This is a genomic window from Streptococcus sp. k-163 (genome assembly GCF_013277555.1).
GTDB lineage: Bacteria > Bacillota > Bacilli > Lactobacillales > Streptococcaceae > Streptococcus.
In genome coordinates this window covers 29,994-48,115 of record NZ_VMND01000003.1, presented here as the reverse complement: position 1 = coordinate 48,115, position 18,122 = coordinate 29,994, and the positions used below count along the sequence as shown (strand labels likewise).

19 protein-coding genes are annotated in these 18,122 nt (G+C 41.1%); 2 read left to right on the top strand and 17 right to left on the bottom strand.

The window, feature by feature from the left end; translation table 11 throughout:
* Window positions 1–82: 82 nt before the first annotated feature.
* Window positions 83–1,438 carry a 23S rRNA (uracil(1939)-C(5))-methyltransferase RlmD gene (gene rlmD / locus HT731_RS01090; RefSeq protein WP_173277286.1) on the bottom strand — a complete coding sequence of 452 codons (1,356 nt, stop codon included), beginning with the start codon at window positions 1,436–1,438 and terminating at the stop codon, window positions 83–85.
* Between the two features lie 37 nt (window positions 1,439–1,475).
* On the opposite strand from rlmD, the gene recX reads away from it, so the two are divergent.
* Entirely contained in the window at window positions 1,476–2,252 is a 777-nt protein-coding gene (gene recX / locus HT731_RS01085; protein WP_173277284.1) for a recombination regulator RecX, read from the top strand.
* 88 nt (window positions 2,253–2,340) lie between these two features.
* Window positions 2,341–2,874 (top strand): DUF402 domain-containing protein, encoded by a 534-nt coding sequence (locus HT731_RS01080; RefSeq protein WP_000775316.1) that lies wholly within the window; start codon window positions 2,341–2,343, stop codon window positions 2,872–2,874.
* A 71-nt stretch (window positions 2,875–2,945) separates the two neighbouring features.
* Here the strand turns inward: HT731_RS01080 and HT731_RS01075 are convergent, their stop codons facing one another.
* The 16 genes from HT731_RS01075 to HT731_RS01000 all read right to left on the bottom strand — a co-directional run bounded on the left by HT731_RS01075 (window position 2,946) and on the right by HT731_RS01000 (window position 17,879).
* A complete protein-coding gene (locus HT731_RS01075; protein ID WP_173277282.1) occupies window positions 2,946–3,713 on the bottom strand; it encodes an epoxyqueuosine reductase QueH in 768 nt (255 codons plus the stop codon).
* 123 nt (window positions 3,714–3,836) lie between these two features.
* Window positions 3,837–5,459 (bottom strand): chaperonin GroEL, encoded by a 1,623-nt coding sequence (groL, locus tag HT731_RS01070; protein WP_061759592.1) that lies wholly within the window; start codon window positions 5,457–5,459, stop codon window positions 3,837–3,839.
* Window positions 5,460–5,474: 15 nt separating this feature from the next.
* Window positions 5,475–5,759 (bottom strand): co-chaperone GroES, encoded by a 285-nt coding sequence (gene groES, locus HT731_RS01065; protein ID WP_049494924.1) that lies wholly within the window; start codon window positions 5,757–5,759, stop codon window positions 5,475–5,477.
* Between the two features lie 295 nt (window positions 5,760–6,054).
* The gene (locus tag HT731_RS01060; protein ID WP_033679741.1) at window positions 6,055–6,450 is read right to left on the bottom strand and encodes a single-stranded DNA-binding protein; all 396 of its coding nucleotides are present in this window, start codon (window positions 6,448–6,450) and stop codon (window positions 6,055–6,057) included.
* A gap of 77 nt (window positions 6,451–6,527) precedes the next feature.
* Window positions 6,528–7,289, bottom strand: a complete 762-nt coding sequence (locus tag HT731_RS01055) for an SDR family NAD(P)-dependent oxidoreductase (RefSeq protein WP_033679740.1) — start codon at window positions 7,287–7,289, stop codon at window positions 6,528–6,530.
* A gap of 42 nt (window positions 7,290–7,331) precedes the next feature.
* Window positions 7,332–7,958 carry a YtpR family tRNA-binding protein gene (ytpR, locus tag HT731_RS01050; RefSeq protein WP_173277280.1) on the bottom strand — a complete coding sequence of 209 codons (627 nt, stop codon included), beginning with the start codon at window positions 7,956–7,958 and terminating at the stop codon, window positions 7,332–7,334.
* Window positions 7,959–7,973: 15 nt separating this feature from the next.
* Entirely contained in the window at window positions 7,974–8,291 is a 318-nt protein-coding gene (locus HT731_RS01045) for a thioredoxin family protein (protein ID WP_049524293.1), read from the bottom strand.
* Entirely contained in the window at window positions 8,288–8,578 is a 291-nt protein-coding gene (locus HT731_RS01040) for a DUF4651 domain-containing protein (RefSeq protein ID WP_345889909.1), read from the bottom strand. Before HT731_RS01040 ends, HT731_RS01045 begins: the two co-directional genes overlap by 4 nt.
* Before the next feature lie 258 nt (window positions 8,579–8,836).
* Window positions 8,837–9,910, bottom strand: coding sequence for an N-acetylmuramoyl-L-alanine amidase family protein (locus HT731_RS01035; RefSeq protein WP_061759589.1), 1,074 nt, complete (start codon window positions 9,908–9,910; stop codon window positions 8,837–8,839).
* Window positions 9,911–10,029: 119 nt separating this feature from the next.
* Window positions 10,030–11,637 (bottom strand): CTP synthase, encoded by a 1,608-nt coding sequence (locus HT731_RS01030; RefSeq protein WP_061759588.1) that lies wholly within the window; start codon window positions 11,635–11,637, stop codon window positions 10,030–10,032.
* A gap of 362 nt (window positions 11,638–11,999) precedes the next feature.
* Window positions 12,000–12,590 carry a DNA-directed RNA polymerase subunit delta gene (rpoE, locus tag HT731_RS01025; protein WP_173277278.1) on the bottom strand — a complete coding sequence of 197 codons (591 nt, stop codon included), beginning with the start codon at window positions 12,588–12,590 and terminating at the stop codon, window positions 12,000–12,002.
* Between the two features lie 115 nt (window positions 12,591–12,705).
* Complete coding sequence (locus tag HT731_RS01020; protein WP_033679733.1) at window positions 12,706–13,461, bottom strand: DUF3883 domain-containing protein; 756 nt, start codon at window positions 13,459–13,461, stop codon at window positions 12,706–12,708.
* Between the two features lie 70 nt (window positions 13,462–13,531).
* On the bottom strand, window positions 13,532–16,183 hold the full coding sequence (locus HT731_RS01015) for a valine--tRNA ligase (RefSeq protein ID WP_033679732.1): 2,652 nt from the start codon (window positions 16,181–16,183) through the stop codon (window positions 13,532–13,534).
* A gap of 13 nt (window positions 16,184–16,196) precedes the next feature.
* The gene (locus HT731_RS01010) at window positions 16,197–16,754 is read right to left on the bottom strand and encodes an AAA family ATPase (protein ID WP_033679731.1); all 558 of its coding nucleotides are present in this window, start codon (window positions 16,752–16,754) and stop codon (window positions 16,197–16,199) included.
* A complete protein-coding gene (locus HT731_RS01005; protein ID WP_173277276.1) occupies window positions 16,754–17,314 on the bottom strand; it encodes a GNAT family protein in 561 nt (186 codons plus the stop codon). Before HT731_RS01005 ends, HT731_RS01010 begins: the two co-directional genes overlap by 1 nt.
* Window positions 17,301–17,879, bottom strand: coding sequence for a flavin reductase family protein (locus HT731_RS01000; protein WP_061759584.1), 579 nt, complete (start codon window positions 17,877–17,879; stop codon window positions 17,301–17,303). The genes HT731_RS01005 and HT731_RS01000 overlap by 14 nt, the downstream gene beginning before the upstream one ends.
* Between the last annotated feature and the right edge of the window lie 243 nt (window positions 17,880–18,122).

The following is an 18,122-nucleotide window of genomic DNA, read 5'->3' as shown; positions in this document are numbered from 1 at the left end:
ACTACTTTTTTAAACTTTTTACAAATTTTTTTCGACTTTTTTAAATTTGACTATTTCAGCCCAATATCAAACTCTTTAAACACTATGCTTTTTTAATCAGCTTTACAACAGCTTCAGTTCGAGCGGTATGCGGGAACATATCGACCGACTGGATATAATGAAGATCATAGACTTCTACCAAACGCACCAAATCCCGTGCTAAGGTTGAAACATTACATGAAATATAAACCATTTTTTCTGGCACATATGCAAGAATAGTGTCTAATAACTTATCATCCAGACCTGTACGCGGTGGATCCACAATCAGTGCATTTGCTCTGTAGCCTTCCTTATACCATCGAGGAATAATCTCTTCTGCTGTCCCTGCTTCGTAATGTGTATTATCAAATCCCATTCTTTTAGCATTTCGATTAGCATCTTCAATGGCTTCTGGAATAATATCCATACCTCTGAGTGTCTTTACTTTCTTTGCGAAGGCAAATCCAATTGTACCTACTCCACAATAAGCATCAATCAAATGGTCTTCTTTACTAACATCTAGCGCTTTTACTGCCTCGCTATAGAGGACTTCTGTTTGTTCAGGATTTAGTTGATAGAAAGCGCGAGGAGATAGTGAAAATTCATAATCAAGAACACCTTCTTGAATACTCTCTTGACCCCAGATAATCTCGGTCTTTTCTCCATAAATCTCACTGCTTTTAGCTGTATTTGTATTAACAGCTACTGTCACAACTTCTGGAAAATCTGTAATTAAATCTTTTACCAGTAGGGTTAAATTAAGCTGGCGGTTTGTAACAATAATAATCTGAACCTGTCCAGTCTTTCTTGCTCGTCGAACCATTATAGTTCTAACACCTAGAACTTTTCTCTCATCCGTGATTGGAATCTGGTGATAAGTAAGTAATTCTGCTAGACGATTAGCAATCACTTGGGTTTCCTTGTCTTGTACTAGGCAATCTTTCAACTCTACTAAATAGTGAGAGTTTTGTGCATATAAGCCCGCCTTGACCTGATTCTTAAATTTTCGAGTCTGAAATTGTAACTTAGCACGGTAATATTTTGGTTCCTGCATACCGATAGTTGGACGAATTTCATAATTTTCATATCCTGCAGGGGCAAATTTTTTCAGCGCTTGGTGAAGTAAGTCCGTCTTGAACTCCAGTTGTTTATCATAATGCAGGTGCATGATTTGACATCCTCCGCATTCATTGTAAATAGTACAAGCTGGTACAACTCGAAATTTAGACTTCTTATTAACCTTTAGTAATTTTGCTTCAACAAAGTTACGTTTAATAGAAGTAATCTGACAATAGATATCTTCTCCTTTGAGAGCTCCAGGTACAAAGACTAACGTTTTTTGGTAAAAGCCGATTCCCTCACCATTAATTCCCATGCGCTTGATTTTTAATGGTATTTTTTGTTTCACTTTCAGATTCATATCCCTATCTTATCACATTTTGAGTTATAATAGAACTATGAAAATCACAAAACTTGAAAAGAAAAAAAGACTCTATCTGATGGAGCTTGATAATGATGACAAATGCTACATCACCGAAGATACAATTGTTCGTTTTATGTTATCGAGAGATAAGATGATAAGCGAAGAGGAATTGAAAGAGATTCAGGACTTTGCTCAATTTTCTTATGGTAAGAATCTGGCCCTCTACCACCTATCCTTTAAAGCACGTACTGAAAAAGAAGTAAGAGAATATCTGAAAAAATACGATTTCAATGAAAACATAGCTTCTCAGGTCATTGCTAATCTTAAAGAGGATAAGTGGATTAATGATAATCAGTACGCTTATGCTATCATCAATGCTAATCACCTTTCAGGAGACAAGGGGCCTTATGTACTGACTCAGAAACTAACACAAAAAGGGATTTCAAAATCTACTATAGAGGAGACCTTGAAAGAATTTGATTCTTCGGAAGTTGCTCAACGTGTAGCCAATAAACTATTGAAGAAATATGAAGGAAAACTTCCATCTCGTGCTTTGCAAGATAAGATTATCCAGAATCTGACCAACAAGGGCTTCTCCTACTCTGATGCTAAAATTGCCTTTGACCAATTGGATAGTCAAGTTGACCAAGAAACGACTCAGGAACTCATCTTCAGGGAACTTGATAAGCAATATGCTAAGTATGCTCGGAAATATGAAGGATACGAACTTAAACAGCGTTTAACCCAAGTTTTAGCACGAAAGGGCTACTATTTTTCGGATATAGCAAGCGCTCTTAGAGAATATCTTTAATATTTTCATGTAAAATTCACAGATTTTAGGTAATTTTATGGTACAATAGTAAACGATAAACTTATAAATTGTAGAAAGTTGGTTAGTTATGAAACTTCCAAAAGAAGGCGACTTTATTACAATTCAAAGTTATAAGCATGATGGGAGTCTCCACCGAACTTGGCGGGACACCATGGTACTAAAAACAACAGAAAACGCCATTATTGGTGTCAACGATCATACACTGGTTACCGAAAGTGATGGTCGTCGTTGGGTCACTCGAGAACCGGCTATTGTTTACTTTCACAAGAAATATTGGTTTAATATCATTGCCATGATTCGCGATAATGGAATTTCCTACTATTGCAATATGGCTAGCCCCTACTATCTGGATGAAGAAGCACTGAAGTATATTGATTACGATTTGGATGTTAAAATTTTTACAGATGGGGAAAAACGTCTCTTGGACGTTGAGGAGTATGAGCGTCACAAACGCAAAATGAATTATTCTGATGACTTGGACTATATTTTAAAAGAACATGTCAAAATTCTTGTTGATTGGATTAACAATGGACGTGGTCCTTTCTCAGAAGCCTATGTAAACATTTGGTACAAGCGCTATGTAGAACTAAAGAATCGGTAAAGTTGTCAAACTAGGGTGAAAGCCCTGGTTTTTTTATTTGAAAAAAACCAGCTTTTCAGCTGGGGTGATTTCTATATATCTAATTTCGTAACAGTAAATTTGATGTGGGAATAGTCTTTTTCAACATCCTTATCCAGCAAGAAAGCTGTGGCATCCTTCTTAACTTGAACCAGATCAATATTCTGGGCTTGAGCTGCATAGACGCATCCACAATAACATTGACGGTAGATATCATACTCTTCACACATCTCCACTGAACGTTTGTAGCCTTGATTTTTCTTGAAATCACTTGGAAGATAGTGGGTTGTATAAATTTTTTGCACATCGATTCCGATACTGTTGATGGTTTGAGAATTCTTATGAGGACTGATGGTTAAAGCCGAACCGAAGTAGTCAAAACCTAAATCCATAGCCACTTGCGCTGTTTTATCCAGGCGGTAGTCAAAGCAAACCTTACAACGGTCGCCACCTTCAGGCTCTTCTTCTAGTCCTCTGACTAACTTACGGTATTCATTGGGTTCATAGGGAGCTTCTAGGTATTGAACGTTATTGCCAGTTCGCTCATTGAAATCACTGACAAACTTTTTAGTCACATAGGCACGCTTATGGTATTCTGCCTTGGGATGGATATTAGAATTGGCAAAATAGATGGTCACATCTGCATACTTAGTCAAATATTCTAGTGTATAAGTACTACAAGGGGCACAGCAAACATGTATGAGAATGGTTGGCCGTTGCTCATTTTTCTCCCATACTTGTACCATCTTCTGCATGACACGGTCATAATTAATTTTCTGATTGGGGTTCATTTTGCTCAGAATTTCTTCTACATCGATCATGTTTTTCTCCTTTTTCTAGTCTTATTTTATCATATAAGTTAGGAGAGCTCAAATCAATTTAGAAATGAACATCATAAAAAGGAGGAATAGGCATTCCCTCCTTTTGTGTTTTCTATAGAAAGCTTACATCATGCCGCCCATCATGCTTGGATCCATTACTGGAGCTGGGGCTACTGGTTCTGGTTTATTGGCTACGACTGCTTCTGTAGTCAAAATCAAGCTTGCTACAGATGCTGCATTTTGTAGGGCTGAACGACTCACTTTAACTGGGTCGATAATCCCTTGATCAATCATGTTGACCCACTCACCAGTTGCTGCGTTGAAGCCTGTACCAACTTCAGCATTTTTCAAACGATCGATAACGATTGAACCTTCAAATCCTGCATTGTGGGCGATTTGACGAACAGGTTCTTCCAATGCACGAAGAACAATATTGCGACCTGTTGCTTCGTCTCCTGTTAATTCCAAATCAGCCACGGCTGGAATCACATTGACAAGGGCTGTTCCACCACCTGCAACGATTCCTTCTTCAACAGCTGCACGAGTAGCGTTGAGGGCATCTTCAATGCGGAGTTTCATTTCTTTCAACTCAGTTTCAGTTGCGGCTCCGACCTTAATAACCGCCACACCACCTGACAATTTCGCCAAGCGTTCTTGCAATTTTTCACGGTCAAATTCAGAAGTTGTGGTTTCGATTTGAGACTTGATAACCGCAACACGGTGAGAAATGGCTTCAGGATTTCCAGCACCTTCTACGATAACCGTGCTATCTTTGTCCACAGTCACTCTCGCTGCTTGACCAAGCGCTTCAATTGTAGCATCTTTCAACTCAAGACCAAGGTCTTCTGTGATAACTGTTCCGCCTGTTAAGATGGCTATATCTTCAAGCATGGCTTTGCGACGGTCACCAAAACCAGGTGCCTTAACTGCTACTACGTTGAAGGTTCCACGAATCTTGTTCAAAACAAGAGTTGGAAGAGCCTCGCCATCCACATCATCCGCAATAATCAATAGTGGACGATTGCTTTGGAGAATGCTTTCCAAAAGTGGCAAGATTTCTTGGATATTGGAAATTTTCTTGTCTGTAATCAAAATGTACGGATTTTCAAGGTCTGCCACCATTTTTTCGCTATCTGTCACCATGTACTGTGAAAGGTAACCACGGTCGAACTGCATTCCTTCTACAACTTCAAGCTCTGTTTCCATACCACGTGACTCTTCGATAGTGATGACTCCGTCTTTGCCAACTTTTTCCATGGCTTCAGAGATGTATTCGCCGACTTTTTCAGAACGAGAAGACACGGCAGCAACTTGAGCGATGGCTTCTTTGTTGGCAACAGGGATGGCATTATTTTTCAAGGCTTCAACTGCTGCAGCGACTGCTGTTTCAATTCCACGACGGATGCCGATTGGATTTGCTCCAGCAGTGACGTTCTTAATTCCTTCACGGACAATTGCTTGGGTCAAAACAGTTGCAGTTGTAGTCCCGTCACCTGCAATATCATTGGTTTTTGAAGCTACTTCTGATACCAATTTGGCACCCATATTTTCAAAATGGTTTTCCAACTCGATTTCTTTGGCAATGGTCACACCGTCATTGGTAATCAAGGGTGAGCCAAATGATTTTTCAAGAACGACGTTACGACCTTTTGGTCCCAAGGTTACTTTAACAGTGTCTGCAAGGATATCGACACCACGAACCATAGCTGAACGAGCATCAGATGAAAATTTAATTTCTTTTGACATACTTACTTTCTCCTTCTATTCTTCAATGATTGCCAAAATGTTAGCTTCGCCTACGATGATGTACTTTTCATCGCCATCTTTGACATCAAGACCTGCGTGGGCTTCAACTAAGACATGGTCTCCAGCCTTAACGCTTGGAGCCACCAAGTCACCGTTCAAGGTACGAACACCTTGTCCAGTAGCCACAACTTGGGCTGTTTTGGTTTTTTCTTGGGCTGAGCCTGCAAGGACAAAGCCTCCAACAGTTTGTTCTTTTTCTTCGATTTTTAGGACCACACGGTCCCCTAATGGTTTCAACATCTGATTTCCTCCATAATGAGATAGATATTATTAGCACTCTTTATATCTGAGTGCTAATTCATAGTTCTATTGTATCACTTGGTCAGAAATAGTCAAGAAAAAAGTCTGACTTTCTCAATATAAAAAGCCTGAGACAAGCTCAGACTTTTCAATACTTATACTAGTGCAAATTATGAAACTAGCCGCAGGCTGCTAAAAACACAGTTTTGAGGTTGTAGATAAGACTAACGAAGTCAGTTACCTATACCTACGACAAGGTGAATCTGACGTGGTTTGAAGAGATTTTCGAAGAGTATTAAAATGGCAATTCCTCCTCTTCCAAAACCAAATCTGCTAGGTCTTGACCTGCGTTATTTTCACGCATGGCACGTTGAGCACGACTTTCCAAGAGTTGGAATCCTGTCACGAGTACTTCGGTAACATAATTCATTTGACCATTTTTCTCAAAACGACGGGTACGAAGTTCTCCATCGACTGAAATGAGACTCCCCTTAGTTGCGTAGCTTGCCAAGGTTTCTGCTAGTCTGCCCCAAAGGACCATATTAACAAAATCAGCTTCGCGTTCCCCATTTTGGTCTTTGTAACGACGGTTCACAGCGATGGTTGCTCGCGCTACTGACTTGTCATTGTTGGTTTTGTGCAATTCTGGTGCTGCAACGATTCTTCCAATAAGAATAACTTTATTATACATATTTTCTTCCTCCTACTTATCTATTCGTAGGAAATCAAAAAAAGTTACAGAAATTTGTAACTTTTCGAGGAAATTTTTTAGTTTTTATGAACCATGAAACCTGTCGCCTGTTGATTGGCCATAATGGTCATATCTGTAATCTGCACACGACGAGGTTGACTGGTCACATAGACTACTGTGTCTGCAATATCCTGAGCTTGCAAGGCATCAATTCCTTGGTAAACGGACGCTGCTCGTTCTTTATCACCGTGAAAACGTACCATCGAAAAATCTGTTTCAACAATTCCAGGCTGAATGGTCGTCACCTTGATATCCGTTGCGATGGTATCAATTCGCAGACCATCTGAAAAGGTCTTAACTGCTGCCTTGGTAGCTGAGTAAATAGCGGCACCAGCATAAGCATAAATTCCTGCAGTAGAGCCCATATTGATGATATGACCTTGATTGGCTTTTACCATTGCTGGCAAGAAACAGTGAGTGACTGCCATCAAACCTTTAACATTGGTATCCAACATTGTCAACATATCCAGTTCTTCATAGTCCTGATAAGGTGCTAAACCTAGAGCTAGTCCAGCGTTATTGACCAAGATATCAATCTGCCCTATCGTTTCCAAAATATCGGAGCAGACAGTCTTCACCATGGTCATATCCGTCACATCTAGCGGAAAGGTCCAAACTGTTTGATTTGGAAAAGTTTCTGCAAACTCCGACTTGAGGCTTTCTAGTCTATCTATCCGTCGTCCAGTTAGAACGACATTCTCACCCTGCTCCAGATAAGCACGCGCAATCGCTTCACCGATTCCTGAGGTCGCTCCTGTAATCACAACATTTTTTGCCATCTTATTTCCTTCTATCTGGTGTATTCAGATACTGACAAGTTCCTAAGCAGTCCAGTTCTTCGCTGGGTCAAATGGAGTTCCGACAACTTGGTCTTCTGATAATTCGATAACACCACGTTTTTGCGGAGCATTTGGCAGATGCAATTCACGAGGGCTGCACATCATGCCAAAACTCTTTTCACCGCGAAGTTCACCTGGGAAAATGAGATTGCCTTTTGGCATCATTGCTCCTGGAAGAGCTACAATGGTTTTCAACCCCACACGCGCATTAGGTGCTCCAGCAACAATTTGCACTGTCTTGTCACTTGCGACTGCAACTTGGCAGATGTTAAGGTGGTCACTATCTGGATGAGCTACCATCTCGACAATTTCACCAACAACAAACTTAGGCTCCTTGTCATTGACAATTTCCTCTGCAAAACCTTCCGTTTGTAATTCTTGGTTCAAACGAGCGACTTGCTCATCTGATAAAAAGACTTGACCGCGCTCTGCAATTTCAAACAAACTTGAAACTTCGAAAATATTCCACGCCACTGTTTCCCCATTATCTTTGAGGAAAACACGAGCTACCTTTCCTTTGCGATCCACATTTAGTTTGGCATCTCCGCTATTTTTTACGATGACCATAAGGACATCGCCGACATGTTCTTTGTTATATGTAAAAATCATTGTTTCTATTTTCTCCTATTTCAGTCCTGCTAAAAAGTCGTTAATTTGTTGCTTGCTTTTACGATCGCGATTAACAAAACGACCAATTTCCTTGTCTTTTTCTAGAACAACAAGGCTAGGAATCCCGTAAACATCCCAGAGTTTAGCTAGATCCATGTACTGATCTCGATCCACTCGAATAAAGGTGAACTCTGGATTGGTCTCCTCAATTTCTGATAAGGCAGGATAGATATAACGACAATCGCCACACCAGTCTGCTACAAAAAGAAAGACTTTCTTCCCATCTTTTTCCACTAAAGATGCTAATTCTTCTAAACTTGCTGGTTGTATCATAAGACTTCCTCCTCATAGACTAGGTCTTCATTTTCATAGACAAAGGTATAATGACGGCCATCCTCAAAAATAACCCCTCCGACAAGTCGTTCTAGACTACTTTCATAAACTTGAACATAGAGGGTCACAATTTCCCCCATATCTGAAAAATGGTCTCGCACAATCTCTGTCAACTCTTCCTGAGCCTTCATGAACTTACGGTCATCTGCAACTTTTTTCGTAGCAAGGGCAAGGCTCCCAATACCAAGCAGGGCCAGACCTGCCATCCACATTTTTTTAGCTTTCATACCATTCATTTTAACACAAAAAAGGCTTTAGGACAAATGAGGAAACCGCAGAAAAGCAAGCAAAAAGCCTCTTCCTTTAAGGAAAAGGACTTCTTATATTCAATAAAAATCAAAGAGCAAACTAGGAAGCTAACCGCAGGTTGCTCAAAGCACTGCTTTGAGGTTGTAGATAGAACTGACGAAGTCAGCTCAAAACACTGGTTTGAAGTTGTGGATAAAGCTGACCTGGTTTGAAGAGATTTTCGAAGAGTATTATTCTTATTGCCAGGCGCCTGAGTTACCAACGTAGTAACCATCAGGCGTGTAGGTATTGCGAAACATCTTACCTGATGAAGCTAGATAATACCACTTGCCATTATCTTTGACCCAATCATTCGCTAGCATGACACCAGAAGAACTTACATAATACCATTCTCCCTTATCATAAACCCAAGTGCTTGCTTTCATAGCTCCTGAAGTTGATAAATAGTACCACTTGCCTTGGTCATAAATCCAGTCACTCGCAATCATAGCTCCTGATGATTTAAAGGCATACCAGTTGTCACCTAGATAGAGCCAAGTTTGATTGAACATGACTCCTTTATCATTCATAAAGTACCAAGTTCCCTTGTCATAAACCCAGTCCTTCTGCACTAATTGACCTTGTTTTTGATAGTACCAGTTTTGGTTTGATTTTAGCCAGCTTTCTGCTTTTACAATGGGATAAAGTTCTTTGAAAGCTCCTCCATCATATTTGTGACTGATAGATTTTAGTTTTTCAAGTTTCAACTCACTATTGTCATAGTCTGCCCAAGCATATACTTTTTGACCATTGACAGTCTCTGGTAAGGTAGCAGTGTAAGTCTTGGTTTGATAATCCCATTTAGCATCGAGGTAAGTGTATTGATTGTTTGATTCTTCAATACGATAGTAACCTCTCTTTCCACTATCATTATGAATATCATCCACAACTTTCGTTGACCAGGTCTTCACTTCGTTTCCGCTCTTGGCTTCTACCTTGATATCTCCTCTATAGCCATATGGAACATAGAAATTCAGGTAACGCCCTTCTATACCAATCATAGACTTGTCCTTTTCTTGACCTAGAAAATTGACTGTCTGATCTTGACCATCGAGACTAACCGTCCACTCGATTTTCTCAGTTTTTGGCAAATCCAAGACTTTGATATCCACTTCATGACCATTGTTAAACCGAAGAATCTTGCCATCTTGATACTGCACTCCACACTTAACAACCCATTCTTCTTTAAGCTCAAATGCCTGCCCCGAATGAGGAAAAGCCAGTAAAGCTAGACCTGCTAGAGACAAACCAAATAGTGTGATTTTTTTCATTGTAAATCCTCCTTAGGTATTGTTATGTTAATTATATCACTATGTTTTTATTTTGCAACTCATATCCTAAATATGCAAGCAAAAAACCTCTGAGATTGTTCTCAAAGGTTCTGATTTAGCTAATTACTGTTCTCAACCGCTGCAGTCACAAAGGCAGTGTAGAGTTCTTCTGGGCGGTTTGGACGGCTTGAAAGTTCAGGGTGATACTGACACGCTACAAAGAATTTATTTTCAGGAATTTCTACGATTTCGACCAAACGATTATCTGGAGAAACTCCTGAGAAGACAAATCCTGCTGCCTCAAACTGCTCACGAAAGGCATTATTAAACTCATAACGGTGACGGTGACGGCGTTGCACCACTTCTTGATTGTGATAAGCAGCGGCTGCCTTAGAGCCACGTTTCAACTTCGATGGATAAAGCCCCAAACGAAGGGTTCCACCCATATCCTCAACATCAATCTGATCACGCATGATATCAATGATAGGGTATTTTGTTTCTGGTGCAAGCTCTGCAGAATTGGCACCTTCAAGATCCAAAACGTGACGAGCAAACTCGATACAAGTCAACTGCATTCCCAAGCAGACACCCAGCATGGGAACATCATTTTCACGCGCATAGCGGATAGCTTGGATTTTCCCTTCAGTACCACGTTGGCCAAAACCACCTGGTACGATGATTCCATCCGCATCAGACAAAATCTCTGCCACATTCTCTGCTGTCACATCATTAGCATTGACCCAATTGATTTTAACTTCTGCGTCGTTGGCATAACCAGAGTGTTTTAAGGCTTCAACCACAGAAATGTAGGCATCTTGCAATTCAACATACTTACCGACAAGGGAAATCTTGACTTGTTTCTTGAGGTTCATGACCTTGTCCACCATGGCTGACCATTCTGTCATATCTGCTACTGGTACGTCTAATTTCAAATGGTCACAGACAATTTGATCCATACCTTGTGCCTGCAAGTTCAGTGGAATTTGGTAAAGATGTTCGACATCCAACGATTCAATAACAGCTTCTGGTGCCACATCACAGAACTGGGCCAGTTTGTTTTTAATTCCTTGACCAGCTGGCTCTTCTGTACGAATAACCAACATATTTGGCTGGATTCCCAATCCACGTAATTCTTTTACAGAGTGTTGAGTTGGTTTGGTTTTCATTTCACCGGCAGCCTTTAGATAAGGAAGCAAGGTTGTATGGATGTACATAACATTATCCGCACCCACATCTGCCTTCATCTGACGAAGGGCCTCTAGAAATGGCAAGGACTCGATATCTCCTACTGTTCCACCAACCTCTGTGATAATGACATCCGAGTCTGTCGTTAGAGCGGCACGCTTGATTTTTTCTTTCAAAGCATCTGTGATATGAGGAATGACTTGAACAGTTGCCCCAAGGTATTCTCCACGACGTTCTTTACGAAGAACTTCACTGTAAATTTTACCAGTTGTGACATTGGAATATTTGTTAAGATTGATATCGATGAAACGTTCATAGTGACCCAAGTCCAAATCTGTTTCAGCTCCGTCATCTGTCACAAAAACTTCCCCGTGCTGATAAGGACTCATAGTTCCCGGATCAATATTGATATAAGGGTCAAACTTTTGAATGGTTACTTTGAGACCACGATTTTTCAAGAGACGGCCCAGACTTGCTGCCACAATCCCTTTCCCAATAGACGATACCACACCACCAGTTACAAAAATATATTTCGTAGACATAGATTCCTCTTTCTAAAATGCTCAAGGTCTTGCTAACTACGAGGGGACATAGAAAACAAGACCCTACTAATAAGAATAATCTGGAACGACTGCACCAGATTCACAACTAAAATACAAGAAGACAACTTCTTGAAAAAACAAAAATAGCTCCCTAGTAACTAGGGAGCCCCGACCTCTAAAAGAGGTGCCCGAACAATATGATACCTTAAAGCAGATTATTTGTCAACTCGAATTGATAAAATATGAAAAAAGAGATTGTTTTCAGAAAACAAAAATAGGATAGCATCCCAACGAATGACTCGCTCAACTACTCTGCCCAAGCAAGAAAAAAGGAGATCAGGTGATCTCCTCCGTGAAGTCTTTTACTCTTCTTCACTCGTTTCAGCATCATCATCTGAAAACTCGTCGTCTTCTTCGTTAAGATCCACGTCTTCACCCAAGTCATCTGGAGCGATTTCGTTGATTTCTGCATCATAAGCTTCCACTTCATTTTTCTCATCATCTGGATTTTCATCATCGTATGAAAGAGCTGGATCTGCTTCGTATGCATCTTCGTCTTCTGGATCATCCACATTGTAGTCAATAGCATCTGAATCGCCATCCATGAAGGCATTGACGAGTTTTTTCTTAGCTTTTGGCGACACTTCATCGTCGTCATTTTCTTCAAGAGCGATGATTTCTTCGTCAATCTCGTCCACACCATACCATGAACGAAGACCCCATTTATTGTCTCCAAGTGAGATGAAGCTACCGTCAAAGTTCAACTCTGTGTAGAACAAAGGCAAGGCTTCGCGGATATCGCTGTTTGATGTTCCAAGGTAGTTTTGAATTTCGTTTACAAGATCGCTAAAATGCATCTCATGGTCGCGACCACGAAGTTCCAAGATAGCACGCGCTACCTCAATCATAGATAGTTCACTTTTTTCTTGCCCAGCAAATACTTCTAATTCCAAAGCGTTTCTCCTCATTTATACTACTATCGCCAGAGCAAACAGACTCTGACCTCATTTTATCATTTACTCCTTATTGTACGATAATTTTGCAGAATAGTCAAAGGTTAAGGGGGAACTAATACAAATCTTCTAAGCTTCTATATTCAATGATTTCATTTTTGATAATATTCTTTTTAAACTCAAAATGTTTTAAAGGATTATCAACTAGCACTAACTTTGGAATATCATCAAGGTTTGTGACCAAGGATAAAATAAAATCCGATTGAAACTCCTTGGCTTTTTCAAATTCTCTGGCAGTCAAACGAATCCGTCCTTTAGGTTTTCGAATACCTTTAACTTCAGCAAGGTAAGAATGTTCTTGAACATCTACTTGGAAATCATATCCATCGCCATAGAGGCGGGCGTCGGTTAATTGTCCACCTTGAAATTTTTCTTCTTTATCAAAATGGAGTATAAAGTAATTTTCTGCTTCCATTCCAGTTTCTTGTAGACGTTTGAATTTAGTTCGGATTATTGGCTTTTCAATGGTAGTAATACCTGTTTTCTTTCCTTCGCTGGCAAGTAACATTTTAACTATTTCAGCATAACTATGAACATCTTCATTCCCAAACATCATGTCAATTAAATCTTTACGAAAACGGTAAACTTCAGCTTTCTGCCACCACCCTTTTCGATTATTGTCAAAATAAGGATCGAATAAGTCCATTCTATTTTTTACAACTCCAGTTGTTTCAGCAATTCCCAGAGAAACCACATAGCGATAAAACTCCGACTTACTAGAACATTGAAATTCTTTTATAAAAAGCTTGTCAAACTTGGCAAGACCGTAGCCAATCAAATTTAACAATTCATAATGAGGGTGTTTAGACATCACTTTCTCCATCAATAGATATTGATTTCATTATACCAAAAAAACACGGCTCATCACCGTGTTTCTGTGTTTATTTCACCAACTTCTTCATCTCATCAATACGTGCGACGGTCGCATCGTATTTGGCTTGGTAGTCGGCTTGTTTGTCGCGTTCTTTTTGGACGACTTCTGGTTTGGCATTGGCTACGAAGCGTTCGTTAGAGAGTTTCTTACCGACCATATCCAGTTCTTTTTGCCATTTAGCTAGTTCCTTGTCGAGACGAGCCAGTTCTTCTTCGACATTGAGGAGGTCAGCGAGTGGCAAGTAGATTTCTGCTCCTGTAATGACACTTGACATAGCAAGTTCAGGTGCAGGGATGGTTGATGCGATTTCCAAGTGTTCTGGATTTGTGAAGCGTTTGATGTAGTTGACATTGCTGTTAAAGAAGGTTTCCAAGTTGCTATCGCTTGTTTTAACAAGGATTGTGATAGGTTTGCTTGGCGCTACGTTTACTTCTGCACGCGCATTACGAACAGCACGGATCAAGTCTTTGAGACTTTCAACACCAGTGTGGGCAGCAAGATCTTCAAAGGCTGGGTTGACAGTTGGGTATTCTGCTGTAACGATAGAACCTTCTGAGATTTGTCCAAAGATTTCCTCTGTCACGAATGGCATGATTGGGTGAAGGAGACGAAGGATCTTGTCCAAGGTGTAAAGGAGAACAGAACGTGTGATGACTTTCTCTTCTTCGTTGTCACTATAAAGAACTTCCTTAGTCAACTCAACGTACCAGTCCGCAAACTCATCCCAGATGAAGTTGTAGAGGATGTGACCAGCCACACCAAATTCAAACTTATCGAAGTTGGCAGTAGCTTTTCCGATGGTTTCATTGAGGTTGTGGAGAATCCAGCGGTCTGTGACATTTCCAGCTTCCTTGTTGGCAACTTTTTCCACATTAGCAGTTGCTTGCTCAAGGGTCAAGCCTTCATTGTTCATGAGAATGTAGCGCGAGATGTTCCAGATCTTGTTAATGAAGTTCCATGAAGCATCCATTTTCTCGTAAGAGAAGCGCACGTCTTGGCCTGGTGCAGAACCGTTTGAAAGGAACCAACGTAGGGCATCGGCACCGTATTTCTCGATAACATCCATTGGGTCAATCCCGTTACCGAGAGACTTAGACATCTTGCGTCCTTGCTCGTCACGGATGAGACCGTGGATAAGGACGTTTTGGAATGGCTGACGGCCTGTGAATTCCAATGATTGGAAAATCATACGAGACACCCAGAAGAAGATGATATCGTAACCTGTTACCAAGGTTGAAGTTGGGAAGTAACGTTTGAAATCTTCTGAGTCGACATCCGGCCAGCCCATAGTTGAGAATGGCCAAAGGGCAGAACTGAACCAAGTATCCAAGACGTCTTCATCTTGTGTCCATCCGTCACCTTCTGGAGCTTCTTCACCGACGTACATTTCACCCTCAGCATTGTACCAAGCAGGGATTTGGTGACCCCACCAGAGCTGACGAGAGATAACCCAGTCGTGAACATTTTCCATCCATTGAAGGAAAGTATCGTTGAAACGAGGTGGGTAGAATTCGACCTTGTCCTCTGTGTCTTGGTTGGCAATAGCATTCTTGGCCAATTGGTCCATCTTGACGAACCATTGCGTTGACAAGCGTGGTTCGACTACAACACCTGTACGTTCTGAATGACCAACACTGTGGACACGTTTTTCGATTTTAACGAGGGCACCGATTTCTTCCAGCTTAGCAACGACCGCCTTACGAGCTTCAAAACGGTCCATGCCTACAAATTCAAAGGCCAAGTCATTCATAGTTCCGTCATCGTTCATGACGTTGACTTGTGGCAAGTTATGGCGTTGACCAACCAAGAAATCGTTTGGATCATGGGCAGGTGTGATTTTCACGACACCCGTACCAAACTCAGGATCTGCGTGCTCATCCCCAACGATTGGGATCAATTTATTAGCGATTGGAAGGATGACATTTTTACCAATCAAATCCTTGTAACGTGGATCTTCTGGATTGACCGCAACGGCAACGTCCCCAAACATGGTCTCAGGACGAGTAGTCGCTACTTCAAGGGCGCGTGAACCATCTTCCAGCATGTAGTTCATATGGTAGAAGGCACCTTCGACATCCTTGTGAATAACTTCAATATCAGAAAGGGCTGTTCGTGCAGCTGGGTCCCAGTTGATGATAAACTCACCACGGTAGATCCAGCCTTTCTTGTAAAGGTCCACAAAGACCTTGCGAACGGCTTTTGACAAACCTTCGTCAAGGGTGAAACGCTCGCGAGAGTAGTCTACAGAGAGCCCCATCTTACCCCATTGTTCCTTGATGGTCGTCGCATATTCGTCTTTCCATTCCCAGACTTTCTCGAGGAATTTTTCACGACCCAAGTCGTAACGCGTAATGCTCTCCCCACGCAAGCGCTCCTCAACCTTAGCCTGAGTGGCAATCCCCGCGTGGTCCATCCCTGGAAGCCAAAGAGTATCAAAACCTTGCATGCGTTTTTGACGGATGATGATATCTTGCAAAGTCGTATCCCAAGCGTGACCAAGGTGAAGTTTACCAGTTACGTTTGGTGGTGGAATAACGATAGAATAAGGCTTAGCCTTTTGGTCTCCTGAAGGCTTGAAAACATCAGCGTCAAGCCATTTTTGGTAACGACCAGCCTCAACCTCGGCTGGATTGTATTTAGGTGAAAGTTCTTTAGACATGTGTTTGTCCTTTCTATATTGTATTCATTTTATCTTGAATCTGCTTAGCAACTTCGGCTGCAGACAGATTCGTATTATTTATTTTAAGGTAGTGGTGTAACTCATTAGGTTGACATTGGGAATTTAATTGAAGTGTTTCAGTGGTCTCCAAAATTTCTCTTTCAGATATCTCAATATGCCGTTTCAAGGGCTTGTGCTTCAACCGGTTCTCCGTTCGATTTCGACGTAAACGCTCTTCAAGACTTGTTTCCAACTCAACAAACAGAATCTCTTGATGAAAGTTACCCAATAAATCCTGAATTTGCTTTAAATACATCAGCTGGTACTGATTTGAAAAATCAATTACGTCAGTTAAAATTACTGATCGCTGATTTCTTGCACTTGCTCCAAGGAAAGAAAAGGTGATTCCACGAACAAATTCCCACATCTCCTCGGTATAATCCTGATAGATTTCTAGTGCAAAATCGATGGCTTGATGGTTATAAAAGAGGGTAGAATCCGTCAGTAGAGACAGTTCTTGACCAATCGTCATTTTTCCTGATGCTGGAGCACCAATGATGAAAAGATGCATCAAATTACCTCCCACTCACTCCTCAGCAAGCCATATCTCAAATCATCACAGCGATTGCCTTCGGCATCTTTGCGATCTCTTATACGAGCTTCGAGGGTAAATCCAAGTTTTTCTGCGACTCGTTGACTTTGGATATTGTAACCAAAGCAAGAGAGTTCAATCTTGTGAAGACCCAAATCTTTAAAGGCTAAGTCAATCAAGGCACGCGCTGCTTCTGGCACATAACCGCGTCCCCAATAGTCTGGGTGCAAGGTGTAGCCAATCTCCAGTACATCATCTTCGTGACGGTGATTGAAGTCAACAGAACCAATGACTTTATCGGTTCCTTTGACGACAATCCCATAGCCAGCTGGGAGATTCTCCTTTTTATTACGTTCAGGAAGGATATGCTCCAGATAATAAATCTCATCTTCCAAGGTCTTGACAGGTGGAAAACCTGCTGGGTAAGAAACTTCTGGACGACTAGCATAATCAAAGATATCCTCAGCATCCGCCACTTTGCGGACTCGTAAAACGAGACGTTCTGTTTCGATTTTATCTGGCAACTCAGCTCTTGTCATCCTTCTTCCTCGCTTTCTTTATGAAGCTCCCCATAGGGTCAACACGGTTATCTAAATAGCGATAAACGCGCTGGTGACCGTCCCCCATAAAGTAAGTCGGCGAAAAACGGTCATTTTTAAAATGTCCCTTATCATCCAAAAGTTCAGGATTAGCCAGTCGATCCAGAATCTTAGCAAAGATGTGGCAGATTTCATCTTCTTCGACAATCCGATCTACTTGGCAATCCAAAACAACTGGACAAGATTCCAAAATCGGAGCATGAGTCTGTTCAGAAATCTCGTAGTCTAGCCCCAGGTGTTTCAATTTCTCTCGATGACTGATAAAACCAGCCTGCTCCATCTCGAGCATGAGATTTTCATCAGGGATATTCACGGTGAACTGTTGATAATGCTTAATCTGCTCAGCCGCATTTTCCTCAGAACCAACACCGATAACTAGCCAATCTCCCAGACTATAAGATGAGCTGCAAGTCGTTATATTGTGTCCAAAATTCTGGTCCTGATACCCCAAAATGAAGATCGGAAAGCCATAATATAGTTTACTTGTGTTAAAAGATTGCTTCATAACAACCTCCTTTGACCAAGATACAAAAGAAAAGCCCTGCCATCTATATGACAGGGACGAATGTGCTATCCGCGGTACCACCCAATTTCGGGCAGCGCCCGCAACTCTCGTCTTTAAAACAAAAAGACACTTTTATTTCAATTTTTCACCCATTAGCAACTAGTTTTGACACATTTGTGGACTTCTCAGCGCCGCCACTTTCTGTAAAATGTGGGATTCAAAACACCTCTAATGGCTCTATTG